The organism is Streptomyces monomycini, assembly GCF_022271435.1.
GTDB lineage: Bacteria > Actinomycetota > Actinomycetes > Streptomycetales > Streptomycetaceae > Streptomyces > Streptomyces monomycini.
In genome coordinates this window covers 17,536-39,370 of the sequence record NZ_JAFIQY010000013.1, presented here as the reverse complement: position 1 = coordinate 39,370, position 21,835 = coordinate 17,536, and the positions used below count along the sequence as shown (strand labels likewise).

Genomic DNA, 21,835 nt, shown 5'->3' with positions numbered 1-21,835 from the left:
GGCGTGGGGGCGGCTCGCGTTGTCCTGTCTCATCCCTGGGCGGCTGAGCCGTCCCGGGGTACAGCGGTGCCGCGAGCGGTTGCCGCTCCACCGAATTCACGCACCGCCGCGTCGACCACGGCCTCCAGGCGCGCGTGGTGCGCGCCGTGCCAGTACACGCGGTCGCAGGCGGTGCACTGGGCGAACACGTCGTACGTACGCCGCGTACCCCCCTCCAGCCGCTCCTCGACGGTGCCCTTCTCGGCCTCCTTCAGCAGGCCGTTGCAGGCGGTGCACCGGGTCCACGGCGCGAGCTCCGGCGCGAACCGGCCCAGCACGTCGCGCAGTTGTTCGTCGGGGCGGTCGCTGTAGACGTACGCCCCCGCCCAGTTCTCGCGCCGCCGCAGCAGGCCGCGGTCCCGGGAGAGCAGCACCCGCCGCTCGGCGGCCGACCGCGCGGCCAGGGCCGGGTCGCCGATGTCCTCGCTCTCGTACGCCGCGTCCACGCCCAGCAGCCGCAGCCGCCGCGCGAGGGTTCCCAGGTGCACGTCGAGCAGGAACCGCAGCGGGGCGCCCGGCACTTCCTGCGGCCGTCCGACCGCGCACACCTCGACCGACTCACCGTCCCGCGGGACGTGCGACACCGGCACCTCCTGCCCGTCCACGAGCAGGCGGCCCACCTCGGTGAGCGGGACACCGAACGATTCCACGACGTGTCCGAGGGTGGAGGACCCGTCGGTGCGCAGGGTGGAAGGGCCCTGGCGGCGGTCGGCGGGGACGAAGAGCCGCAGCTCGGGGGCGACAGTGCAGTGGATCTCGGGTCGGTTCACGCCGCCAGGATGCCATCGGGTGGCCGCGGGGTGCGTACCGGGCTGCCCGGGACGTCCGGTGCCGCACCGGGCGCCGGACGTCCGGTGCCGCACCGGGGCCCCCGGGCCGCCTGCGCCCTCTCGCCACGCGGCCGTTCCTGTGGTGTCCTCGACGGACGGGGTGGCACTGACGGGAGGACGGCGGTGCGAGCGAGGAAGCGTGTGGTGCCTGCGGGGAGACGTGCGGTGCCTGAGGGGAGACGTGCGGTGCCTGCGGGAGCGGCGTTGGTCTGCCTCCTGCTGGCGGGCGTGTCGAGCGGCTGTCAGCAGAGCGGAACGCCCGACGGGCGTTCGCCGTTCACGGGGAAGGCGGCACGGGCCGCCCCGGTGATCGCCGTGAAGATCGACAACGTACGGGCCGCGCGCCCCCAGACGGGCCTCGACGCCGCCGACATCGTCTACGTGGAACGGGTCGAGTCGGGACTGTCGCGGCTGCTGGCCGTCTACTCCTCCCGGCTGCCGCAGGCCGTCGGCCCCGTACGCAGCGCCCGCGAGTCGGACCTGGAACTGCTGCGCCAGTTCGGCCGCCCCGCCTTCGCCTACTCCGGCACGCAGGCGAAGCTGGAGCCCGTCGTCGAGGCGGCCCCGCTGTACCCGCGGCCTCCGGGGAAGACTTCCGAAGCGTATTTCCGGGGCCGCGACCGCGCGGCCCCGCACAATCTCTACCTGCGCCCCGAACGCGCCCTCGAGGCGGCTTCCGGCGCGAGCACCGCGCACGACATCGGCTTCCGCTTCGGCGCCGCGCCCTCAGGCGGACGCAACACACCCTCGTACACGGCCCGTTACCCGGCCGCCCGCTTCTCCTTCGACTGGTCGGCGCGGCGGCGGAGCTGGCTGGTGTCCATGGACGGCGCACCGGCCGAAACCGCTGCCGGGCAGCGGCTCGCGGCGCCCACCGTCGTCGTCCAGGGCGTACGGATCCGTCCCTCGCGCTACCACGACCGCTGGGGCGCCTATTCGCCGTACACCGAGACCACCGGTTCGGGGCCCGCGCGGGTGCTGCGGGACGGCAAGGCGTACGAGGCCCACTGGTCGCGGCCGTCCCCCGACAGCGGCACGGACTTCACCACGGCGTCCGGCACACCGCTCAACTTCGCGACGGGCCAGGTGTGGGTGGTGTACGTACCGGAGGAGGCGGTGAGCGGCGGAGCCGGGTAGGGCGGCAGGCCGGGTACGGGCGCCGGTCGCGGTACAGCCCCCGGTCACCGCGGCCGGTCGCCCGGAGCCCGCGGCGGCCATGGTCCGTCGGGCTCTTCGGCGAGGGCGCGGGCGAGGTCGGGCACGGGGGAGCGGTGCAGCAGGGCCTGGGCGGTCAGCACTTCGAAGGCGGCGTCCGGGGGCAGGCCGAGGCGCTGGGCGAGGATGCCCTTGGCCTGCTCGGTGACGACACGGGCGGTGAGGCTCCACTGCAGGCGCTCGGCCCGTAGCCGCCTGGCCCAGAACAGCAGCAGACCGATGGTGGCCGCGTGGGCCAGTTTCCGGGCACGTTCCTGGTGGTGCGGGGGCAGGAGCCCGGTGGTGCGCCGGTAGAGGTTGATCACACCGACGGAGTGTTCGAGGTGGCGCATCGGCTGGGCCCACATCGCCCGATAGCCCGCGGCCACCGCCCGCAGTGTGAGGTCGGGCCAGCGGGCGCCCGCGGCGGTGAAGTCCGCGACGCCGCACGAACGGCCGGTGAACAGGGCTTCGACGGACGGGCCCCGTCCGCTGCCGGCCGCGTACAGCTCCATCTCGCGAAGGGCCTCGTCCGAGCCCGCGGCCACGTCGACGCGGTGCCCGGCGGGCGGCAGGCCCGTCTCGGCGACCTGGGCGCCGGGGGCCGCGGGATCCAGCAGCATGACGCCCGCGGCGTCGACGGGCAACAGGTCGACGCAGTACCCGACCAAGCGCCGGGTGAGCGTGGCGGGTGTGGTTCCGGCGCGGATGTCGGTCAGGTCCGCGAGGGCCGCGCCGAGAACCGGTGACCTCTCGCCGGACGCCGGGTCGCCGGACGGGACGTCGCCGGGCGGAGGACCGATGGTGTCAGGCATCGAAGTACTCCTGGGAGGGGTCGGCGCGGGGGACGCGTCGGCGGCGTCCGGGCGGGAGGCCGGACGGATCGCCGGAGCCGTGACCGGCCGACGCCGCTCGCGGTTCCGTACCAAAAGGGCCGGAGGGGCGGGACGGGCCGCGTCCCGGGGCGGCCCCACAGCTCAGCAGCCGGTGGCGCCTTACGGCCGCCGCGGCGACATCGGCCAGCGCCTGGGCCAGTACGGTGGCGGTCTCCTCCGAGGGCCCGGGCTCGGTGCGGTAGACGCCGATCGTGCCGATCGTCTCGCCCCGCAGCCGCATCGCGCTGGTCTGCACGGACCGGAACCCGGCCTCCTGGGCCGCGGGTGCGAAGGACGGCCACCAGGTGCGCGCGTGCGCCAAGTTGGGGCACTGCGTGCCGTGGCCGGTGTGGAAGGAGTCCACCCAGGGGCCTTCGGAACGGCTCAGTTGCAGGTGTTGCAGGTGGCGCGCGGGTTCGGTGGAGGCCGAGACCAGGTTCAGGCTGCCGGTGTCGTCGGTCAGCAGCATCCCGCACCCGGCGGCCTCCAGCAGTTCCGCACAGACGCGGGTCAGGGTGTCGAGGAAGCCGGTGACCTCGGCCCGGGCGCGCAACGGGCCGCCGGACAGGTCCGCCAGGCGGCGTCGGAACCGGCACACGTTCGCCTCGGAGCCTTCCACGGCGCCCCCTCGTCCGGCATAAGATACTCCGACACGGAGTAGTTCAGGTCCGGCACTCAGTCAAGCAGGGTCCGTTGGCCGGGGTATCGATGCCGGATCAACGCTGCATCAACGCTGCCGACACCGTTGGACCACCGTTGCCGACATCCTCCGAACCGCCGCGGGGCGACGCCTGGGCAGGCACCGCCCCGGCCGGCGTGCGGCCGGACGCCCGGCCGGTGATCGCGCTGATCGACGACGAGAGCGACCTCGTCGCCATGTCACGGGCCTGCCTGGAGCGGGAGGGCTTCACCGTGGTGGACGCGCCCGACGCCCGCTCGGGGCGGGCCGTACTGCGCGCCGGGCCGGTCGATCTGGTCGTGCTCGACCTGGGGCTGCCGGACGGCAACGGGCTCGACCTGCTGCGCGGTGTGCGGCACACCGGCGGACCTCCGGTCATCATCCTCACCGGGCGCGGCGAGGAAACCGACCGGGTGCTCGGGCTGGAACTGGGCGCCGACGACTACCTGGTGAAACCCTTCTCGCAGCGGGAGTTGGCGGCCCGCATCCGGGCGGTGCTGCGCCGGACGACGCCCGGGAACGGCGCGGCGCGTACGGAGGCTCCCGGGCCGGTGCGCAGGCTGGGCGACCTGACCGTCGACACCGCCGCCCGGCAGGCACGGGCCCCCGGCGGGCCGATCACCTTCACCCCGCGCGAGTACGCGCTGGTGGAGTTCCTCACGACCGCCCCCGGACAGACCTTCTCCGCCGCCCAACTGCTGGACCATGTATGGGACAGGGACGGCTGGCAGACGCCGGCCACCGTCGCCGAACACGTCTACCGGGTACGCCGCAAACTCGCGGCCACCGGCGTCCGCACGCCGCGGATCACGACCGTACGCGGCTTCGGCTACCGCCTCGACAGCACGGCGCAGGACACCTGAGCGGCGCACGGGACGAGGTGGGACGCGTATGGCACCCGACACCGGTACGGGTACCGACCGGGACGGGCCCGGCGGCCCCGGCCCGTCCGGCGCCCGCCCCACCGCCGTCACCCCCGACTACCGCGCCCTGTTCGACGCCACCCCCTCGCCCTGCCTGGTCCTCGACGCCGGACTGCGCATCGTCGAGGTCAACCAGGCGTACCTGGCCGCCACCCGCACCGACCGCCGGCGGCTCATCGGCCGCCCGATGTTCGACGCCTTCCCCGACAACCCGGCCGACACCGCCGCGGACGGCGTGCGCAACCTGGGCCGTTCGCTGCGCAACGTGCTGGCCACCGGCCGGCCCGACGTCATGGCGCTCCAGCGGTACGACATCCCGGCCGGCCCCGGCGGAAGGTTCGAGGAGCGGTACTGGAGCCCGGTCAACGCTCCGGTGCTCGACGCGAACGGTACGGTCACCCACATCGTCCACCGGGTCGAGGACGTCACCGCCTTCGTCCTCATGCGCCGCCCGGGGCAGCGCCCGCAGCCGGACGCCGCGGACCGGCGGGAACGTGCCGAGCGTATGGAGAGCGACCTGTTCGCCCGCAGTCGTGAGGTCCAGGAGGCCAACCAGCGGCTGCTGCGCGCCAACGAGGCGCTGACCGCCGCCGGGCAGGCCCTGCGCGCGCATCAGCAGGCCAAGGACCGGTTCATCGCCACTCTCTCGCACGAACTGCGCAATCCCCTGGCCGCGCTCCAGGCCGTCGGCGAACTGCTCGCCCTCGACTGTCCGGCCGGCCACCCCGCCCTGTCCGTACTGCAACGGCAGCTCACCCACATGATCAGGATGACCGACGACCTGCTGGACGCGGCCAAGGCGCTCACCGGCCGTCTGCAACTGGTCAGGGAGCGCCTCGACCTGCGTGCCGTCATCGCCACCGCCGTCCACGACATCCGGCCCGAGTACGCCCGTAACGACCGCGAACTGCGGGTCTCGCTGCCGCCCCGGCCGGTCCCCGTGGACGGCGACCGCGTCCGGCTCGCCCAGATGACCGCCAATCTGCTCAGCAACGGCTGCAAGTACACCCGGCCCGGCGGGACGGTGGCCATCGTGCTGGAACCGGCGGGCACGCCCGACGGCGTCGGCCATGCCGTGACGACGGTCAGCGACGACGGCATCGGGTTCGACCCGGCCACCGCGGACACCCTGTTCGAAGCGTTCGTGCGGGCCGCCGGGGCCGTCGGTGCCGGGGCGGGCGGGCTCGGTCTGGGGCTGCCGATCGTGCGTGGCATCGCCGAACTGCACGGCGGGACGGTACAGGCGCACAGCGACGGCCACGGCAGCGGCGCGAGCTTCTGTGTCCGGCTCCCGGTCGCGGCGTCCGCCCAGGAGCCCGGCCGTGCGGCGGACGAACCGGTTCCGGCCGTTCCGCGGCCGCCCCTGCGCATTCTGGTCATCGAGGACAACATCGACCTCGCCGCCGCCTACCGCGCCCTGCTGGAGCGGCACGGTGACGAGGTGACGGTCAGCTTCACCGGCCGCGCCGGGCTGGCCGCCGCCGACGCCGCCCCGTACGACCTGGTCCTGAGCGACCTCGCCCTGCCCGACGTGCACGGACACGAGATCGCCCGCCGGCTGCGCGCCACACTCCCGCCCGGCCGTACCCGGCTGGTCGCGGTCTCCGGCTTCACCCAGGACGCCGACCGTGCCCGGTCGGCGCGCTCGGGTTTCGACGCCCACCTGGCCAAGCCGCTGAGCCTCGCCTCCCTCGACCGGCTGCTGGTCCGCTGGGTGAACGACTCGACCCCCTGGCCACTCGGGCCCTTTCCACCCCGCCCGGACCACTGACCGGCGCGTGCCGACGCGTCCCGTCACACCTCGACCTGCAAGCCGCGCAACCCCCGGATCACGAAATCAGGCTTGTGTTCCGGTACCGCGGCCAGCCGTAGCGACGGAGCCCTGCGCAGCAACGCCGCGAGCGAGGCGGCCAGTTCGAGACGGGCCAGGGGAGCGCCGATGCAGTAGTGGACACCGGCGCTGAAGGAGATGTGCGGGTTGTCCACGCGGGCGAGGTCCAGTTCGTCCGGCCGGGCGAAGACCGCCGGATCGCGGTTGGCCGACCCGAAGAGCAGCGCCACCTCGCTGCCGCGCGGGACGACCGTGCCGTCGATCTCGATGTCGTCCAGCACCCAGCGTTCGAAGAGCTGAAGCGGTGTGTCGTAACGCAGCAGTTCCTCCACGGCCGTGGGCAGCAGACCGCCCGGGTCCGCGCGCAGGGCCGCCAGCTGCGCCGGGTGGCGGAAGAGCGCGTACCAGCCGTTGACCGTGGCGTTGACGCTCGCCTCGTGACCGGCGTTCAGCAGCAGGGCGCAGGTGGAGACCATCTCCTGCTCGCTGAGCGCGTCGCCCTCGTCGTACGCGGCGATCAGACCGGAGACCAGGTCGGCCCCCGGCGCCGCCCGCCGGGCGGCGATCAACATGCGTAGGTAGTCGGAGAACTCACGGGAAGCGGCGACCGCCCGCCGAGCCGTACCGGCGGACGGGTTCAGCTCGTACATGCCGCAGATCGCGGCCGACCACGGCCGCAGCAGATGCCGGTCCGTTTCCGGCACACCCAGCATCTCGGCGATCACCGCGACCGGCAGCGGCTCGGCGACCCGCGCCGCGAGGTCTCCGCCGCCGTCCGCGACCAGGTCCCGGACCAGCCGGTCCGCCAGGTCCTCGACGTACGGCCGCAGCCGCTCGACCGTACGGGGCGTGAACGCCTTCGTGACCAGGCGGCGGACACGGGTGTGGGCGGGCGCCTCCAGGTCGAGCATCCCGTGGTCGTTGAGGACGTGGAACGGTGCGTGTTCCGGCGGTGGCGCGGTGCGCCCGAACTCCTCGTGGGTGAAGCGGTGCCGGTAGGTACGGCCCAGCCGGCGGTCGCGGAGCAGGGCCGAGACGTCCGTATGGTGCGGGACGAGCCACTGGTCGGAGGGCGCGAAGTGCCGCACCCGGCCACGGGCCCGCAGTTCGGCGTAGGCGGGGTACGGGTCGGCGACGAAATCCGGCGACCAGGGATCGAAGACTGCCTGGGCTCCTGCCATGCGCGGACGCTAGCCGCCGGCGCCGGCCGTGGCCACCCCGGCCGTACGGTGTCTCAGGAGCGGCGGGCGGCTTCCCGCAGCCGGGTCGGCTGGCTGCCCCAGTTGCGGGTGCGGGCCAGGATGCGGCGCCGGTGGCCGAAGGCGTGCAAGCGCTCCATGAAGTGCAGACCCGCGGAGTCCATGAAGGTGACCTCCGCGATGTCCAGGGTGACACTGCTGGTCATGGACGGCAGACCGGCCAGGGCCTGGTCGAGCAGGCGTACCGAAACGCAGTCGATCTCTCCTCTCGGGCTGAGCACGGCCCGGTCGCCGTGCAGTCGGGTGCGGACCGTCAAGATGTTCAGGAAGTCCGGGCCAGACAGTTCTGTCTCAGGGGCCATGCCCTTACCGTGTCAGGGTCGGACGAGCCTGTCCACAATCATCACCACGTTGTCAGGGGGACATGATGGCTCCAGGGGACGCGACGGCCGTCGGAACGACGGTGCCGGCAGTCCGTCCGCCCGCCCAGGCGCGCGAGCGCATCCTTGAGACGGCCTACGAGCTGTTCTCCCGGCGCGGCATCCGCGCGGTCGGCGTCGACGAGGTGATCGCCCGCTCCCGTGTGGCCAAGGCCACGCTCTACCGCAACTTCCCCTCGAAGGACACCCTCGTGCTGGCGTTCCTCGAACGCCGTGAGGAGCGCTGGACCCGGGGCTACGTGGAGGCCGGGGCGCGGCGGCTGGGCACGGACCCGGAAGAGCGGCTGCTGGCCATCTTCGACGTGTTCGACGAGTGGTTCCACCGGTCCGATTTTGACGCTTGCACCTTCATCAACGTCCTGCTGGAGATGGGCTGGGAACACCCCCTGGGGAAGGCGAGCATCACGTACCTGGAGAACATCCGCGCCATCGTGCGCTCCCTGGCCGAGGAGGCCGGACTCAGGGACACCGAGAACTTCGCCCGTTCCTGGCACATCCTCATGAAGGGGTCGATCATCTCGGCGGCCGAGGGCGACACGGAGGCCGCCCGGCGGGCCCAGGACATGGCCCGCGCGCTCATCGAACGGCACCGCCCGGTCGTCGGTGAAGAGGCCCCGGTCGTCGGCGAGGACGCCCCGGCCGCTCAGTGACGACGGCGTTCCGGTCCCTCCCGGTTCCGCCCCGCTCGCCCGCTGAGACGGCACGCCGTACGGTCCGGCCGGGCTGTCGGCTTGGGCGCCGTGCCCGAGCCCATGGACGCCTTCGACGACGTACGCCCTGCCCTCGACTGCCTGGACCTGCTGCCCGGCCCGGTCGCCGCCGCGCTCCGCGACTGGCGCGGGACCGTGCCCGTCGAACAGTTCCACTCCGTGGACACCGGCCCCGCGATCGCGGACACCGCCGTCCTCGTCGGGCAGTACGGCTCCTGGCTCCCGGAGCAGTCGGCGAACTGCGTTCGTCGTGACGGGCGAGTGCGGCGGCACCGTCACGCTCGCCGCCTGCGTGGTCCTCTCGCACACCCGGGTCGACGTGAACGGAGCCGTACGGCGCGAGCTCGGCGCCCGTAAGGCGTCCTTCGCCCCCATGGACACCGCGGTCGGCGAGAGCGGCATGGAGTACGGAGGCATCACCCCGATCGGGCTCCCCGAAAGCTGGCCGCTGCTCCTGGACGCGGCTGTGGCGGACCCCCGTACGCGCTGACCGGCAGCGGCAGCCGGCGCGCGGCAAGCTCATCGTGCCGGGCAAGGCGTTGGCGGAATTGCCCGGAGTGACCGTTCTGGACGGCTGGGGACGGTGCCGGGGGAGTAGGGCGGCTGGTCGCTGTCCGAAAGATTCGCCCTGGGGGCGGTGCGGTCAGGGCGGAGCGGCCGGGGTGTCCGGGGCGGCAGGGGACGATGTCGGGTACCCGGGGCGTCCGGGGCGTCCGGGGCGTCCGGGGTTCCGGCGGCGATGTCGGGTGTCCGGGCTGGTCGGCGGGCTGTCCGGAAGATTCCGGGTGCGTCCGGTTCGTGTCCGGTCATTGTCCGGTTTCTGCCCGGTCGTCGTCCGGAAGCGCGCAGTCTTGGCGGAATCTCCTATAGCCGTACGGGCGGCAGCACCCCGATCATTCGCGCCATGGACACCAGGGGGAACACGGACCCGGCCGAGGCCCGTGATGTGGCCGCATTCCTCGCGATGCTGCGGGAACTCAAGGAATGCCAGGGCTTGACGTACCGGCAGCTCGAACAGCGCGCCGCCGAACAGGGCGAAGTGCTGGCCCGCAGCACCCTCGCGGACGTCCTGAGCGGCAGACGCCTGCCCCGCCCGGAAGTCCTGTCCGTCTTCGTCCGCGCCTGCGGGGAAAGCAGCGACCGGGCCACGGCCTGGCTCGATGCCCGTGCGGAGGTCGCCGCCAGGGCCCGCGCGGCGAAAGCGGAACCGGCTCCGGCGGGCCCGGCCACGACGGAACAGACGGCGCCCCGAGGCACTGTGGCGCGAGAGGACGCCGGAGCGCCCGCGACCGGAACCGCGCCCCGGCCCTTGCCGCCGCGTAACGCCCTCGGCAGCTCCAGCGCCCGGCGCACGGCGATCCTGATCGCTGCGGCGGTCGTTCTCGCCCTGGCCGTGACCACCGCCTGGATGGCGACCGCCGGCGACCCGCCCGCCGATCCGGCTCCGAAGCCCGAAGCCCGGTCCCGGGACGCCGCGGTCCCCGCCGGCTGGATCCGGATCCGCCCGGCCGCGGCGCCCGGCCTGTGCGTGACCGACGGGCGCGTCCAGGACGGCCGCTACACCTCACTGGTGGCGGTCCAGCGGCCGTGCGGGGGCGTCGCACCGCAGCGCACCGAACTCGAACCGGTGGGTACGGACACCTACCGCATCGCGTGGGTACACCCGGAGCACGGGAAGGGCTGCCTGAAGGCCCTGTCGGGCGGAGCGGCGGACGGTCTGCTCGAACCGTGGGAGTCCTGCGGCCAGGCCAGCAGTTTCCGTGTCGAACCCGACCCTGACCCGGGCCCCGGCTCCGAACCCTCCGGACCGACCCGGCAGGTGAACGGCGGGAAGCCCGCCCGCTACGTCTTCCGCGCCGACGGCGAGCAGTGCCTCGGCGTGCGCGGCGACGGTACGGCCACCGGGGCCGAGGTCACCCTGCAACGGTGCACCGGACGCGAGAACCAGACCTTCCTCATCGGCCCCGCACCCTGACCCGGTCCCTGACTCGGAACCCACCGGAACTCACCCGCGCCCGTCGTCCCGCCCACCCCGGGCACGCACATCCAGGGACAGCGGCGTGGAGTGCTCCGCGAACCCGAGGCTCCGGTACAGCCGTTCAGCGTCGGGCGTGGCGTGCAGGTCCACCCGCGAGACGCCCCGCTTCGCGAAACACTCCAGCAGTGCCTCGGTCGTGGCCCTCGCGTACCCGCGCCCCTAGTACGCCGGGTCGGTGCAGACGGTGAACACGAACCCGAACAGTCCCGAAGGATGCCCCGGAGCCGGCAGCCGCTCCTCGACCCGCCCCACCGCACACGCCGCCAACCCGGCGCCGTCCTTGGCCTCCACGACGAACCCGACGAGACACGGCACCTCTTCGGAGAGCTGCCGCCGCGCACTCTCGACCGCGTTCCGCTCCCATGCCCCGCCCTCGTCCCGCCCGTTCATGGCCCGGAACATCAACCGGCGCAGCCGGACGATCTCTTCGGCGTCCCGGGGCCCTGCAGCACGTATTGCGATCATGCCCGGACGCTAACCCATGCGCGGCGCGCCGGGAGCCGGGCCCCTGTCGGCCTCGACGCCGAGCTCACTGAGCAGGGCGCGCACGTGCTGCTCGATGATGTCGCGGAGGGGTCGGACGGCGGCGATGCCTTGTCCGGCCGGGTCGTCGAGCTGCCAGTCGCGGTACTGCTTGCCGGGGAAGTACGGGCAGGCGTCGCCGCAGCCCATGGTGATCACGATGTCGGAGCGGTTCACGGCCTCGGTGGTGAGCGGCTTCGGCGTCTCGGCGGAGAGGTCGATGCCGACCTCGTGCATGGCTTCGACGACGGCGGGATGCACGGCGTCGGCGGGGGCGGAGCCCGCGGAGCGGACCTCGACACGGTCGGCACCGAGGTGGGCGAGGAAGGCGGCGGCCATCTGGGAGCGCCCGGCGTTGTGGACGCAGACGAACAGGACGGACGGCCTGTTCGCCGGGCTGTGGGTGTCAGGCACCGGTCGATCCTTCCGTGACGGTGGCTGATTCGGCTTTCGGGAGAGGGGCGGGCGCGGCCGCGGGGAAGTACCGGCGGGCGGCGAGGGCGACGTGGACCAGGGCGATCAGGACGGGGACTTCGATGAGGGGGCCGACGACGCCGGCGAGGGCCTGGCCACTGGTGGCGCCGAAGGTGGCGATGGCGACCGCGATGGCCAGTTCGAAGTTGTTGCCCGCCGCGGTGAAGGCCAGGGTGGTGGCGCGCGGGTGGTCCAGTCCGACCGCGCGGCCCAGAGCCATGGACCCGGCCCACATGAGGGCGAAGTACACCAGCAGCGGCAGGGCGATGCGGGCGACGTCCAGGGGCTGGGAGGTGATGGCGTCACCCTGGAGGGCGAAGAGCACCACGATGGTGAACAGCAGCCCGTACAGGGCGAACGGTCCGATCCGGGGAACCAGCTTCGTCTCGTACCAGGCGCGGCCCTTGACCCGTTCGCCCAGGCGGCGGGTGAGGAATCCGGCGGCGAGCGGGATGCCGAGGAATATCAGCACGGAGCGGGCGATCTCCCACACCGACACGTCCAGCGCGGTCTGCTCCAGGCCGAGCCAGCCGGGCAGGACGGACAGATAGAACCAGCCCAGCAGGCTGAACGCCACAACCTGGAAGACGGAGTTGAGGGCGACCAGGACGGCGGCGGCCTCGCGGTCGCCGCAGGCCAGGTCGTTCCAGATGATGACCATGGCGATGCAGCGGGCCAGCCCGACGATGATCAGACCGGTGCGGTACGCGGGCAGGTCCGGCAGGAAGAGCCAGGCCAGGGCGAACATCAGGGCCGGGCCGACCAGCCAGTTCAGCACCAGGGAGGGGACGAGCAGGCGGCGGTCGCGGGTGACCGTACCCAGGCGGTCGTAGCGGACCTTGGCCAGCACCGGGTACATCATCACCAGCAGCCCCAGCGCGATGGGCAGCGAGACCCCGGTGACGGTGATCTTCGCCAGTACGTCCCCCAGGCCCGGTACCAGGCGGCCCAGACCGAGGCCGGCGGCCATCGCGGCGATGATCCACACCGCCAGCCAGCGGTCGGTGAACGACAGCCTGGCCGCCACGGGTGCCGTTTCGGCGGCGGGGGTGGTGGGGCCGCTCATGCGTCGGTCCGGCAGGCGGAGGCGGGCAGCGGGGCGCCGGCGGGGCGGGTGAGGATGCCAGCGAGGCGGTCGGTCATCTCCGGTACGAGCCGGTAGTGGACCCAGGTGCCCCGGCGTTCGCAGTCGATCAGCCCGGCTTGCCGCAGCAGCTTCAGGTGGTGGGAGATCGTCGGCTGGGACAGGTCGAAGGCCGGGGTCAGGTCGCAGACGCACACCTCGCCACCGGCGCGGGAGGCGATCAGCGACAGCAGTCGCAGCCGCACCGGGTCCCCCAGCGCCTTGAACACCTTCGCCAGCTCCACCGCCTGGTCCTCGTCCAGTGGCGTGGTCAGCAGGTCCGGACAGCACACCGTGAGGCCGTCCTCCCCGAGAAGCCCGAGCTCTTGATTCGACATGCTTCTATATTGACGAACTTCGATCCGGAGTGCAACCGTGTATCGACATGCATCGATCCAACCTGTTGGGAGTGTCCGTGATGTCACGTGTCCAACTCGCCCTGCGCGTCCCCGACCTGGAGGCGTCCATCGCCTTCTACACCAACCTCTTCGGCACCGAACCGGCCAAGCGCCGCCCCGGCTACGCCAACTTCGCCATCGCCGAGCCGCCGCTGAAGCTCGTACTCCTCGAAGGCCGGGAAGTCACCGAGACCCGGCTCGACCACCTCGGCGTCGAAGTCGGGAGCACCGGCCAGGTCACCGCCGCCACCACCCGCCTCAAGGGCGCCGGCCTGGCCACCTTCGAGGAGAACGACACCACCTGCTGCTACGCCCTCCAGGACAAGGTCTGGGTGACCGGCCCCGGCAAGGAGCCCTGGGAGGTCTACGTGGTCAAGGCGGACGCCGGCCCGTGACCGCCCGGGCTCAGCCCAGCCTGGGTATCTCGATGGCGGGGCAGCGGTCCATCACCATGTCCAGGCCGGCGGACGTGACCTTGTCGTAGGCCGCTTCGTCGATCACGCCGAGCTGGAACCAGACCGCCTTGGCTCCGATCCCGACCGCTTCCTCGGCGATGCCGCCCGCGGCGTCGCTGTTGACGAAGACGTCCACGACGTCCACGGGGAACGGGACGGCGGCCAGGGACGGATAGCCCTGCTCGCCGTGGACCGCTTCGGCTTTCGGATGGACCGGGACGACGCGCTTGCCGAAGCGCTGGAGGACCTCGGCGACGCCGTACGCGGCGCGGTTCCGGTTGGTGGACAGGCCCACGACGGCCCAGGTGTCGCCGGAGTCCCGAAGGATCCTGCGGATCGTCGCCGGATCGCCGTACACAGCTGCCTCCCGTGGGTCGGGCCGGGGCCCGTCGGATGTGACCGCGCGGCGGCGGCCGTCTGGTCGGAAGAACGTGTGCGGGGGAGCGAAGATTCCCGCGCTGCCCTCGGGCGGGCTGCGCGGGGCGCTTCCGGTGGCGCATAGGGTGGCCTGATGCAGGAGCAGTACCGGACTCTCGCGCGCGAGGGTGTTCACGAGATCGAGATCAACAAGTCCCGCTTCATCTGCGCGCTCGCCCCCGTCGCGACCGAGACCGAGGCCCAGGACTTCATCGCGCGTATCCGCAAGGAGCACCCCACGGCGCGGCACAACTGCTTCGCGTACGTCCTGGGGGCCGACGGCGGGGTGCAGAAGGCCAGCGACGACGGCGAGCCCGGCGGGACCGCGGGGGTGCCGATGCTGCAGATGCTGGTGCGCCGCGAGGTCAGGTACGTCGTCGCCGTCGTCACCCGTTACTTCGGCGGCATCAAGCTCGGTGCCGGCGGTCTGATCCGCGCCTACGGGGGCGTCGTGGGGGAGGCCCTGGACGCCCTCGGTACGGTCACCCGGCAGCGCTTCCGTCTGGTCACGGTCACCGTCGACCACCAGCGCGCGGGACGGGTGGAGAACGATCTGCGGACCACGGGCCGGGCGGTGCGTGAGGTGACCTACGGGTCCGACGTACGGATCGAGGTCGGGCTGCCGGAGTCGGATCTGGACGCCTTCCGCGCCTGGCTGGCGGATGCGACGGCGGGCACGGCGGTGCTGGAGCTGGGCGGCGAGGCGTACGGGTAGAACTCGGGGGCGGGGCGGGTTGGAGCCAGACCGGGATCAGGCCGGGATCAGGCCGGGGTCACTCCGGGGCACGGAGCAGGTCCGACACGGTGTCGTACGCCTGCTGGACGAACGGGGCGCGGAGCCCCGGCGCGCTGTTGGCCAGGGCGACCAGCGCGGTCTCGTGCCGCGGACTGAAGGCGACGAAGGCCGTACAGCCGCGGGTGCCGCCCGAGTGGTGGTAGAGGCCGGAGCCGTCGGACCGGGGGCGGATGTTCCAGATCAGGGCGAGCTGGGACGTGCTGCGGGGCAGGACGAGACGCGGGCGTGTGACGTCCTCCAGGGCGGTACGCAAGGGCGCCGACGGCGCGCCGGTGACGGTCGCGTCTCCCGGGCTGATCAGCGCCTCGGCGAGCGTCAGCAGGTCGCGCGCGCTGGAGCGGACGGCTCCGGCGCCGGGCAGGCCCGGAATGCCGAACGGCGGTCGGGCGCGGCCGTGCCAGTAGCCGGTGACCTGGGTGCCGCCGAGAGGCGGGTCGGCGGTGGCGCTCGTGTCGTGCAGGCCGAGGGGCCGCAGGACGCGGGATGCGAGCAGGTCCTCGTACGGGAGTCCGCCGGCCGCCCCGCACAGGGCGTGCCCCAGGAGGCCGACACCGAAGTTGGAGTACCGCACCCGGGTGCCCGGCCGGGAGCGCAGTCGGGTACGGGCCAGGGCGCGCAGCACGTCCGCGCGCGTGAATGCCGCATAGGGGTCGGTCGGTAGACGGAGTATGTCGGAGCGCAGCAGCCCCGGAGGCAGGCGGGGCAGCCCCGAGGTGTGGGTGGCCAGGTGGGTGAGGGTGATGTCCGTACCGCGTACGGGGACGCACGTACCCGCCGGCAGGTGGCGGGCGGCCGGATCGTGGTGATCCACCTCGCCCCGGGCGGCCTGCTCGGCGAAGAGCAGCGCGGTGAACGTCTTGCTGAGCGAACCGGCTTCGAAGCGGGTGCCCGGCTCCACCGGCACCCCGCCCTCCCGTGTGGTGCTGCCCCGGACGAGGAAGGACCGCCGTCCGCGCCGGTACAGGCCGACGGCGACGGCACTCGCGCCCGGGGCGGCCGACAGCAGCGCATCCGGCAGCTCCCGCGGCAGCGCCTCGGGGAGGCCGGATGCCGCCGCGTACGGCGCCCCCGGCGGGGTCATGGGCCGGGCTGCCCCGCGCCGCCCAGCGCCCGGGTGAGGGCGACGGTGCCCGCGACGACGGCCACGACGGTGGGGTGCTGGTGGGCGTCGAAGAGTTCGGCCGGATCGCCTTCGACGGGCTGGTCGTCGCGGGGGACGAGCCCGTCCTCGCGCTGGAGGCCGGCCAGCCGCTGCCAGTCGCCGGTCTCCGCCCAGGGCTCCGGCAGACAGGCGCCGACGATCATCAGCTCGGCCATCAGGTCCCACTGGCCGGACTCCGCCCAGATTTCGGTCCACACCGGGAGCCACCGGGTGAGGTACGCCGCGAGCTCGGCGGGGAGCCGGTCGGGCAGCCGTCCCCAGTCGGTGAGGTGGAAGACGACGTGGGTGACGCTGTAACCGGTCAGCCAGTCGATGTGCCAGGGCTCCGGTGTGGCGCCCAGCCAGGTCGCGCGGGTCAGCGTGGCCCAGTCGTAGGCGGCCGGGCCGGGGTCGAAGCCGATGACGCGGGCGGAGTTGGCGACCGCGAGCCGCCGGTTCGGTACGTGTTCCACGGCGTGCGTCGAACGCAGTGTGACCGTGTGGGCGGCCAGCCGCTCGAACTGTGGGTGGCGGTAACCGCCCCGGACGAAGTGGGCGTAGGTTTCCATCGGGTCGGTCTTGAGCGGGTGCCGCAGCAGCCGTTCGTACAGCAGCGCGCCGTTGTCCACCTGCTGCCAGCAGAATTCCAGCAGCTCGCGGGCCAGGGCGAGTTCCGCCGTTCCGGCGACGCCGCCGCGCAGGACCAGGGAGGCGGCGAGTGCCGATTCGCCCAGGCCCTTGTAGGTGTCGGCGTCGTCGACGAGGTCCGCGCGGGGGCAGTCGGAGAGCTTGCCGTGCTCGCGGTTGGCGTGCAGCCAGGCCAGGGCGCGGGAGCCGATGGCGTGTGCGGTCTGCGCCGGGGCCGGGCTCATACGTCCTCACTCATGCGGCTCATGCGGCTCATACGTCCTCCAAGCCGAGCAGACGGCGGGCGACCGCGGTGTCCAGCGCGGGGCGGTCGCCGCCGCCGAGCAGCCCGATGTTCTCGGTCAGGGGGGCGGGGTCCAGCGGCAGCTGTACCCCGTCGGCGTGGAGCCAGGCCAGCCAGCGGGTGATCCGGGCGGCGGTGGGGTGGTCCCGCCGCAGAGTGGCACGGGTGGCACCGCGGGCCAGCCCGAGGGCTCCGGCCCGGGCGGCGTCGTGCACCGGTCCGTCCAGTCCCGGCAGGGCGAGGGAGGCCAGCTTTCCCATGCGTACGGACCAGGAGACCCAGCCCTCCTCGGCGGGGGCGCCGGGCTCGTCCAAGCGGTCGCCGTCGTGCGCGGCGGTGGTCGGCGGCAGATCGCGGGGCGTCGCGTCGTCGCACCGCGGCGGGTCCTGCGGGAGGGGGGCCGCGCGTACCGGCGAGTTGGCGGGGTCGAGGCGCGCCAGCACGGTGGCGAGACCCCAGTCGATCCAGGCCATCGTCCACGCCTCCTCGGTGCCCGCGGGCGGGGCGGGAGGCGGCGTCTCGTCGGGTGGGAGGGCACTGAGTGCCAGGCCGACGGCGGCCGTGTCCCCCGCGGGAGGGGCCTGGCCGGTCAGTACGTACGGTGCGAGGACGTCCGCCCCCAGGATGCGGACGGCGCCCAGCGCCACCCCCGGGTCGCCCCCGGACTCCGCCGCCGCGGCCTCCACGTGGACCGCGGCCACGGCGGCGCCCCCGGTGCCCCGGAGGGCATCGAGGGCGCGACGGGCCAACTGGTCGGCCGATTCGCTGTGGGCGGTCCGTGCACGCTCGGAGATCACCGGCGCTTCGTTTCCTTCGGCTCCTTGGGCGAGATCAGGAGGCCCAGGAGCAGAACACCCCAGGCGGCGCCGTGCGGGGCGGGGACCGGAGCGTCGCTGAGCGGGGCTTCGGGCTGGGTCGCCACCCACCCCAGTGCTTCCTTGTCGAGTGTGAGGCCAGTGGGCTGGAGGGTCTGGGCAAGCATCATTCGCTCCCTCGAAGAGATGTCACCACCAAGATCGGTGGTGCCCCCGATGCCATCTCCCAAAGTACTCCTAAATCGACATATCGACCATTGGAGGGAGAAGCGGCGAACGGGGCGGCGGGAGCGGTCATGTGCGGGACAATCCACGCCGTACCGGGGGCGGCGGGTGGGGCGTCCGCCCGTTGCCGTGCGCGCCGGCCCGGTGGCACCCACGCCGACCCGCCCGAGAGAGGGGCCCACCGCATGCCCGAACTCCCCGCCGAGACCGCCGGATTCACTCGCCGCATCGGCCCGTTCCAGGCCACCGCCCTCAACATGAGCCAGATGTGCGGCATCGGGCCCTTCGTGACCATCCCGCTCATGGTGGCCGCGTTCGGCGGACCGCAGGCCGTGACGGGCTTTCTCGCGGGAGCGGTGCTGGCCCTCGCCGACGGGCTGGTCTGGGCGGAGTTGGGCGCCGCGCTGCCGGGGGCGGGCGGCAGTTACCTGTATCTGCGGCGGGCGTTCGGGCCCCGTACCGGCAAGCTGATGCCCTTCCTGTTCGTATGGACGGCGATGCTCTTCGTCCCGCTCGCCATGTCGACCGGCGTCATCGGGTTTGTGCAGTATCTCGGCTATCTGTGGCCGGACATGACTCCCGGTCAGGGCGACTTCGTCGGTCTCGCCCTGACCGGGCTCGTGGTCGTGGTGCTGTGGCGGCGGGTGGAGAGCGTGGCCCGGCTCTCCGTCGTGCTGTGGGCGGTGATGGTCACGGCCGTGCTGCTCGTGCTCGTGGCCGCGTTCACCCACTTCGACGCGGAGCAGGCCTTCTCCTACCCGGCGCACGCGTTCGACCTGACGGCGGGTCACTTCTGGGCGGGCTTCGGCGCGGGCCTGACCATCGGCATCTACGACTACCTCGGCTACAACACCGCCGCCTACCTCGGTGCCGAACTCAAGGACCCCGGCCGCACCCTCCCGCGGTCCGTCATCCGCTCCGTCCTCGGCATCATGGCGGTCTACCTGCTGCTCCAGATAGGCACCCTCGGCGTCATCGACTGGCGCGACATGCTCGATCCGCGGAACCCCGCCGCCACTTCCGTCGCCTCCGCCGTCCTGGAGACGGCGTGGGGGCGTGGCCCCGCCGTCGCCGTCACGGTGCTCATCCTGGTCACCGCCGTCGCCTCGGTCCTGGTCGGGTTGCTCGGGGGCTCCCGCATACCGTACGACGCCGCCCGGGACCGGGTCTTCTTCCGCCCGTACGGCAGGCTGCACCCGCGCCACCGCTTTCCCGCGCTGAGCCTGCTCACCCTGGGCGGCATCACGGCGGCCGGGTTCCTCGTCGGGCGGCACACGGACCTGGCCACCCTGATCCAGCTGCTGACCTCCGTGATGGTGCTCGTGCAGGCGCTGGCGCAGATCGTGGCCTTGACGGTGCTGCGCCGCCGGGAACCGGAGCTGCGGCGCCCGTACCGGATGTGGTGCTACCCGCTGCCCAGCGTCGTCGCGTTCGCCGGCTGGCTGGTGGTCTACGGCAGCGCGGACCGCAACGCGCCCGGACGGCACCCTGTCGCGTGGTCGTCGGCCTGGGTCGCGTCGGGCGTGGTGGCGTATCTGCTGTGGGCGCGGGCGGAGAGGGAGTGGCCGTTCGGGCCGAAGGGGGGACGGCCGGGGCCGAAGCGGTCCGCCGGCGGGGGCTGACAGCCGCTGTACGGAGCTTCCGGGTACCCGGGATCATCCGCCGTGATCACCCGAACAGTTCTTCCGCCGTCGAGTCGGTCACGTTCGCGTTCATGTTCCGTTCCATCATGCGCAGGGCGGCGTCGGCGAGGTCGGCGTGGATGTGGGCCACCGCGTCACGCGGGACCGTGACCTCCAGGTGGCGGATGTGCGCGTCGAGGGCCGAGTACAGCACGCACTGTTCGGTGACCTGGCCGCACAGCACTATGCGGCCGATGCCGTGCTGGCTGAGGAGGTACTCCAGCGGCGTCTCGTAGAAGATCGAGTGCCGGGCCTTGACCACGAACAGCGAGGAGTCGTCGGGGCGCAGGGGCTCCACCAGGTCGGAGTGGGGTCCGTCCAGCGCCGTACGGAGGATCTCGTCGTGGTGCGAGCGCCACCGGCCGAAGTTGTCGTTGACGTAGATGACTTCGACGTCCGACTCCTTCGCCCGGGCCCGCTCCAGGACGCGCAGCATGCCGGGCAGGGCGTCGCGCACCGACGGCAGCAGCTGCTCGGCGTCCGCGTGCTCGTACGTGTTGATCATGTCGATGACGATGAGCGCCGTCCGCATGTCAGTCAGTCCCTTCGACGAGCACCCGGACCGTCTTCAGCTCGGGATCGGCCGCGTCGGGTACGTTCATCCCGGCCCGTACCCCGCTCGTCAGATAGCGGACCACCGGGCCGTCGAGGCGTTCCCCGGGGAGGGCGGCCGGGATGCCCGGCGGGTAGGGCGTCAGCATCTCGGCCACGACGCGGCCTGCGGCCGCGTGCACCGGTACGTCCTCGACCTCGCCGAAGTAGGCGTCGCGCGGCAGGCACACCTGCTCCAGGCGCAGCTCGCCCGGCGTCGGCACCTCGACCTCCGGGGCTGGGCGCAGGTCCGCGGCGTGCCGCGACAGGTCGCGCAGGGCGTCGAGCAGTATCCCGGTGGTCGCCTCGTCGTCGGCGTGGGTGAGCTGGGCGCTGATCCGCCGGTGGTCGGCGAGGTGGGCGTCGACGGAGCGGTGTTCGCGCAGCCAGTCGGCCGCGCGGTAGCCGGACGTGCCGAGCCCGCTCACGTCGATCACCACGGGCAGCGGGTCGAAGTCGTCGGCCAGCCCCGGACCGCAGAAGTCGGCCCGGTCGTTGACGTGCAGCCCGTCGATCTCCTCGATGGCGCCCCGGACCCGCGCGGCCAGGTCCAGGGCCCGGCCGAGGAGGTCCCGGCCCCGCAGGGCCATCTGCCGCCGCCAGCCGTCCAGGCCCGCGTACAGCAGCACCGAAGGGCTGGTCGTGCCGAAGAGGTCCGCCCGTGACTTCAGTACGGTCGGCTCTACCAGGTCGCCCCGCAGGTGGAACACCGAGCCCTGTTCCAGGCCGCTGCCCATCTTGTGGATGCTCGTCACACAGACGTCGGCGCCGGCGTCCATCGCCCAGGACGGCAGGTCCGGATGGAAGGGCAGATGCGCGCCCCACGCCTCGTCCACGACCAGCGGGCGGCCGCGCCGGTGGCACACGCGCGCCAGCGCGTCGAGGTTCGCGCAGGCGCCGTACGGTGTCGGGCTGGTCACCAGTGCGCCGCGGGCGTCGGGGTGCTCGTCGAATGCCTGCTCGAACGCTTCGACCGACGGCGGGTGGGCGATCCGGCGCTCCTCGTCCCACTGCGGGTCCACCCAGATCGGCCGCACGCCGGACAGGATCAGGCCCGACACCACCGACTTGTGCGCGTCCCGCCCGACGATCAGCTTCTCGTGCGGGCCGGCGACGGACAGCATCGCCGCCTTGACGGACAGGGAGCTGCCGCAGGTGGAGAAGAACGTGTGCGAGGCGTGCACCGCGTCCGCCATGAGCGCTTCGGCCCGGTCCAGCACTTGGGCGGTGCCGAGGCGGTCGTCCAGACCGCCGGAGGCCAGGAGGTCGCCGTGGAAGACGGCGTCGCCCAGGACCTCCCTCACCAGGGGGTCGGCGCCGCGGGCCTGTTTGTGGCCCGGTGGGGTGAAGGAGAGCTCGCCGGCCTGTCGGTAGCGGGCCAGCGCGTCCAGAACCGGTGCCTGTGTGTGATCGACAGCCATGCGGCAGGGGTTCCCCGGGGGTGGGTGGGTCAATCACGGGGCGCGCTTTGCGCTGGCGCGCGGCTCGCATGGGGTGCGTGGTTGTC

The 21,835-nt window shown here is 72.9% G+C and carries 24 protein-coding genes and 1 pseudogene; 9 read left to right on the top strand and 16 right to left on the bottom strand.

What is annotated here, in order from left to right; genetic code table 11:
• Positions 1-29: 29 nt before the first annotated feature.
• Positions 30-809, bottom strand: coding sequence for a Mut7-C RNAse domain-containing protein (locus JXZ78_RS17155; protein ID WP_050502462.1), 780 nt, complete (start codon positions 807-809; stop codon positions 30-32).
• A 246-nt stretch (positions 810-1,055) separates the two neighbouring features.
• Here JXZ78_RS17155 and JXZ78_RS17150 point away from each other — a divergent pair, with 246 nt between their 5' ends.
• Positions 1,056-2,006 (top strand): DUF3048 domain-containing protein, encoded by a 951-nt coding sequence (locus JXZ78_RS17150; protein WP_208870150.1) that lies wholly within the window; start codon positions 1,056-1,058, stop codon positions 2,004-2,006.
• A gap of 44 nt (positions 2,007-2,050) precedes the next feature.
• Here the strand turns inward: JXZ78_RS17150 and JXZ78_RS17145 are convergent, their stop codons facing one another.
• Positions 2,051-2,878, bottom strand: coding sequence for a GAF and ANTAR domain-containing protein (locus JXZ78_RS17145; protein WP_050502461.1), 828 nt, complete (start codon positions 2,876-2,878; stop codon positions 2,051-2,053).
• Positions 2,871-3,557, bottom strand: coding sequence for a GAF domain-containing protein (locus tag JXZ78_RS17140; protein WP_050502460.1), 687 nt, complete (start codon positions 3,555-3,557; stop codon positions 2,871-2,873). Before JXZ78_RS17140 ends, JXZ78_RS17145 begins: the two co-directional genes overlap by 8 nt.
• 137 nt (positions 3,558-3,694) lie before the next feature.
• Between JXZ78_RS17140 and JXZ78_RS17135 the strand changes: the two genes are divergently transcribed.
• Both JXZ78_RS17135 and JXZ78_RS17130 read left to right on the top strand, forming a co-directional pair.
• Positions 3,695-4,480, top strand: a complete 786-nt coding sequence (locus tag JXZ78_RS17135) for a response regulator transcription factor (protein ID WP_238783183.1) — start codon at positions 3,695-3,697, stop codon at positions 4,478-4,480.
• 28 nt (positions 4,481-4,508) lie between these two features.
• Positions 4,509-6,311, top strand: a complete 1,803-nt coding sequence (locus tag JXZ78_RS17130) for an ATP-binding protein (protein WP_078624249.1) — start codon at positions 4,509-4,511, stop codon at positions 6,309-6,311.
• A gap of 23 nt (positions 6,312-6,334) precedes the next feature.
• Here JXZ78_RS17130 and JXZ78_RS17125 read toward each other — a convergent pair whose 3' ends face one another.
• Together JXZ78_RS17125 and JXZ78_RS17120 are read right to left on the bottom strand one after the other, a co-directional pair.
• Entirely contained in the window at positions 6,335-7,552 is a 1,218-nt protein-coding gene (locus JXZ78_RS17125; protein ID WP_030020085.1) for a cytochrome P450, read from the bottom strand.
• 53 nt (positions 7,553-7,605) lie between these two features.
• A complete protein-coding gene (locus JXZ78_RS17120; RefSeq protein ID WP_030020084.1) occupies positions 7,606-7,932 on the bottom strand; it encodes an STAS domain-containing protein in 327 nt (108 codons plus the stop codon).
• A gap of 101 nt (positions 7,933-8,033) precedes the next feature.
• Between JXZ78_RS17120 and JXZ78_RS17115 the strand changes: the two genes are divergently transcribed.
• The 3 genes and pseudogenes from JXZ78_RS17115 to JXZ78_RS17105 all read left to right on the top strand — a co-directional run bounded on the left by JXZ78_RS17115 (position 8,034) and on the right by JXZ78_RS17105 (position 10,695).
• Positions 8,034-8,660, top strand: coding sequence for a TetR/AcrR family transcriptional regulator (locus JXZ78_RS17115; RefSeq protein WP_238783182.1), 627 nt, complete (start codon positions 8,034-8,036; stop codon positions 8,658-8,660).
• 102 nt (positions 8,661-8,762) lie between these two features.
• Positions 8,763-9,301: pseudogene (locus tag JXZ78_RS17110) on the top strand (YbaK/EbsC family protein); the annotation flags it as partial.
• Between the two features lie 323 nt (positions 9,302-9,624).
• A complete protein-coding gene (locus JXZ78_RS17105; RefSeq protein ID WP_030020082.1) occupies positions 9,625-10,695 on the top strand; it encodes a helix-turn-helix domain-containing protein in 1,071 nt (356 codons plus the stop codon).
• A gap of 222 nt (positions 10,696-10,917) precedes the next feature.
• Here the strand turns inward: JXZ78_RS17105 and JXZ78_RS17100 are convergent, their stop codons facing one another.
• Genes JXZ78_RS17100 through JXZ78_RS17085 form a run of 4 tightly spaced genes read right to left on the bottom strand, consistent with a single transcriptional unit; the run spans position 10,918 to position 13,215 of the window.
• Positions 10,918-11,223, bottom strand: a complete 306-nt coding sequence (locus JXZ78_RS17100) for a hypothetical protein (RefSeq protein WP_238783181.1) — start codon at positions 11,221-11,223, stop codon at positions 10,918-10,920.
• Positions 11,224-11,232: 9 nt separating this feature from the next.
• The gene (locus JXZ78_RS17095) at positions 11,233-11,694 is read right to left on the bottom strand and encodes an arsenate reductase ArsC (RefSeq protein WP_033037712.1); all 462 of its coding nucleotides are present in this window, start codon (positions 11,692-11,694) and stop codon (positions 11,233-11,235) included.
• The gene (gene arsB / locus JXZ78_RS17090) at positions 11,687-12,820 is read right to left on the bottom strand and encodes an ACR3 family arsenite efflux transporter (protein WP_030020080.1); all 1,134 of its coding nucleotides are present in this window, start codon (positions 12,818-12,820) and stop codon (positions 11,687-11,689) included. Before arsB ends, JXZ78_RS17095 begins: the two co-directional genes overlap by 8 nt.
• Positions 12,817-13,215, bottom strand: coding sequence for an ArsR/SmtB family transcription factor (locus JXZ78_RS17085; RefSeq protein WP_030020079.1), 399 nt, complete (start codon positions 13,213-13,215; stop codon positions 12,817-12,819). Before JXZ78_RS17085 ends, arsB begins: the two co-directional genes overlap by 4 nt.
• A gap of 80 nt (positions 13,216-13,295) precedes the next feature.
• Between JXZ78_RS17085 and JXZ78_RS17080 the strand changes: the two genes are divergently transcribed.
• A complete protein-coding gene (locus JXZ78_RS17080) occupies positions 13,296-13,670 on the top strand; it encodes an ArsI/CadI family heavy metal resistance metalloenzyme (RefSeq protein ID WP_030020078.1) in 375 nt (124 codons plus the stop codon).
• 10 nt (positions 13,671-13,680) lie between these two features.
• On the opposite strand, the gene JXZ78_RS17075 is transcribed toward JXZ78_RS17080, so the two are convergent.
• The gene (locus JXZ78_RS17075; protein WP_030020077.1) at positions 13,681-14,088 is read right to left on the bottom strand and encodes a CoA-binding protein; all 408 of its coding nucleotides are present in this window, start codon (positions 14,086-14,088) and stop codon (positions 13,681-13,683) included.
• Positions 14,089-14,241: 153 nt separating this feature from the next.
• Here JXZ78_RS17075 and JXZ78_RS17070 point away from each other — a divergent pair, with 153 nt between their 5' ends.
• Positions 14,242-14,862, top strand: a complete 621-nt coding sequence (locus tag JXZ78_RS17070) for a YigZ family protein (protein WP_030020076.1) — start codon at positions 14,242-14,244, stop codon at positions 14,860-14,862.
• 58 nt (positions 14,863-14,920) lie between these two features.
• On the opposite strand, the gene JXZ78_RS17065 is transcribed toward JXZ78_RS17070, so the two are convergent.
• From JXZ78_RS17065 to JXZ78_RS17050, 4 genes are read right to left on the bottom strand one after another with little or no spacing between them, the layout of a single operon-like run.
• Positions 14,921-16,024 carry a serine hydrolase domain-containing protein gene (locus JXZ78_RS17065; protein ID WP_030020075.1) on the bottom strand — a complete coding sequence of 368 codons (1,104 nt, stop codon included), beginning with the start codon at positions 16,022-16,024 and terminating at the stop codon, positions 14,921-14,923.
• Positions 16,021-16,956 (bottom strand): DUF6895 family protein, encoded by a 936-nt coding sequence (locus tag JXZ78_RS17060; protein WP_030020074.1) that lies wholly within the window; start codon positions 16,954-16,956, stop codon positions 16,021-16,023. Before JXZ78_RS17060 ends, JXZ78_RS17065 begins: the two co-directional genes overlap by 4 nt.
• 28 nt (positions 16,957-16,984) lie before the next feature.
• Positions 16,985-17,812, bottom strand: a complete 828-nt coding sequence (locus JXZ78_RS17055) for a hypothetical protein (RefSeq protein WP_030020073.1) — start codon at positions 17,810-17,812, stop codon at positions 16,985-16,987.
• Entirely contained in the window at positions 17,809-18,000 is a 192-nt protein-coding gene (locus JXZ78_RS17050) for a hypothetical protein (RefSeq protein WP_032926801.1), read from the bottom strand. Before JXZ78_RS17050 ends, JXZ78_RS17055 begins: the two co-directional genes overlap by 4 nt.
• A gap of 240 nt (positions 18,001-18,240) precedes the next feature.
• Here JXZ78_RS17050 and JXZ78_RS17045 point away from each other — a divergent pair, with 240 nt between their 5' ends.
• Positions 18,241-19,677: an APC family permease gene (locus JXZ78_RS17045; protein ID WP_050502457.1), complete on the top strand. Its 1,437-nt coding sequence runs from the start codon at positions 18,241-18,243 to the stop codon at positions 19,675-19,677.
• Positions 19,678-19,723: 46 nt separating this feature from the next.
• Here JXZ78_RS17045 and JXZ78_RS17040 read toward each other — a convergent pair whose 3' ends face one another.
• Positions 19,724-20,269, bottom strand: coding sequence for a cysteine hydrolase family protein (locus JXZ78_RS17040; protein ID WP_030020071.1), 546 nt, complete (start codon positions 20,267-20,269; stop codon positions 19,724-19,726).
• 1 nt (position 20,270) lies between these two features.
• The gene (locus tag JXZ78_RS17035) at positions 20,271-21,749 is read right to left on the bottom strand and encodes an aminotransferase class I/II-fold pyridoxal phosphate-dependent enzyme (RefSeq protein ID WP_030020070.1); all 1,479 of its coding nucleotides are present in this window, start codon (positions 21,747-21,749) and stop codon (positions 20,271-20,273) included.
• Positions 21,750-21,835 lie beyond the last annotated feature (86 nt).

Excerpts from the sequence above, each read along its gene's own strand:
- JXZ78_RS17120 (WP_030020084.1), bottom strand. The coding sequence starts at position 7,932 with ATGGCCCCTGAGACAGAACTGTCTGGCCCGGACTTCCTGAACATCTTG.
- JXZ78_RS17105 (WP_030020082.1), top strand. The coding sequence starts at position 9,625 with ATGGACACCAGGGGGAACACGGACCCGGCCGAGGCCCGTGATGTGGCC.
- JXZ78_RS17060 (WP_030020074.1), bottom strand. The coding sequence starts at position 16,956 with ATGAGCCCGGCCCCGGCGCAGACCGCACACGCCATCGGCTCCCGCGCC.
- JXZ78_RS17045 (WP_050502457.1), top strand. The coding sequence starts at position 18,241 with ATGCCCGAACTCCCCGCCGAGACCGCCGGATTCACTCGCCGCATCGGC.
- JXZ78_RS17065 (WP_030020075.1), bottom strand. The coding sequence starts at position 16,024 with ATGACCCCGCCGGGGGCGCCGTACGCGGCGGCATCCGGCCTCCCCGAG.
- JXZ78_RS17145 (WP_050502461.1), bottom strand. The coding sequence starts at position 2,878 with ATGCCTGACACCATCGGTCCTCCGCCCGGCGACGTCCCGTCCGGCGAC.
- JXZ78_RS17080 (WP_030020078.1), top strand. The coding sequence starts at position 13,296 with ATGTCACGTGTCCAACTCGCCCTGCGCGTCCCCGACCTGGAGGCGTCC.
- JXZ78_RS17040 (WP_030020071.1), bottom strand. The coding sequence starts at position 20,269 with ATGCGGACGGCGCTCATCGTCATCGACATGATCAACACGTACGAGCAC.
- JXZ78_RS17070 (WP_030020076.1), top strand. The coding sequence starts at position 14,242 with ATGCAGGAGCAGTACCGGACTCTCGCGCGCGAGGGTGTTCACGAGATC.
- JXZ78_RS17050 (WP_032926801.1), bottom strand. The coding sequence starts at position 18,000 with ATGATGCTTGCCCAGACCCTCCAGCCCACTGGCCTCACACTCGACAAG.
- arsB (WP_030020080.1), bottom strand. The coding sequence starts at position 12,820 with ATGAGCGGCCCCACCACCCCCGCCGCCGAAACGGCACCCGTGGCGGCC.
- JXZ78_RS17035 (WP_030020070.1), bottom strand. The coding sequence starts at position 21,749 with ATGGCTGTCGATCACACACAGGCACCGGTTCTGGACGCGCTGGCCCGC.
- JXZ78_RS17085 (WP_030020079.1), bottom strand. The coding sequence starts at position 13,215 with ATGTCGAATCAAGAGCTCGGGCTTCTCGGGGAGGACGGCCTCACGGTG.
- JXZ78_RS17100 (WP_238783181.1), bottom strand. The coding sequence starts at position 11,223 with ATGATCGCAATACGTGCTGCAGGGCCCCGGGACGCCGAAGAGATCGTC.
- JXZ78_RS17130 (WP_078624249.1), top strand. The coding sequence starts at position 4,509 with ATGGCACCCGACACCGGTACGGGTACCGACCGGGACGGGCCCGGCGGC.
- JXZ78_RS17125 (WP_030020085.1), bottom strand. The coding sequence starts at position 7,552 with ATGGCAGGAGCCCAGGCAGTCTTCGATCCCTGGTCGCCGGATTTCGTC.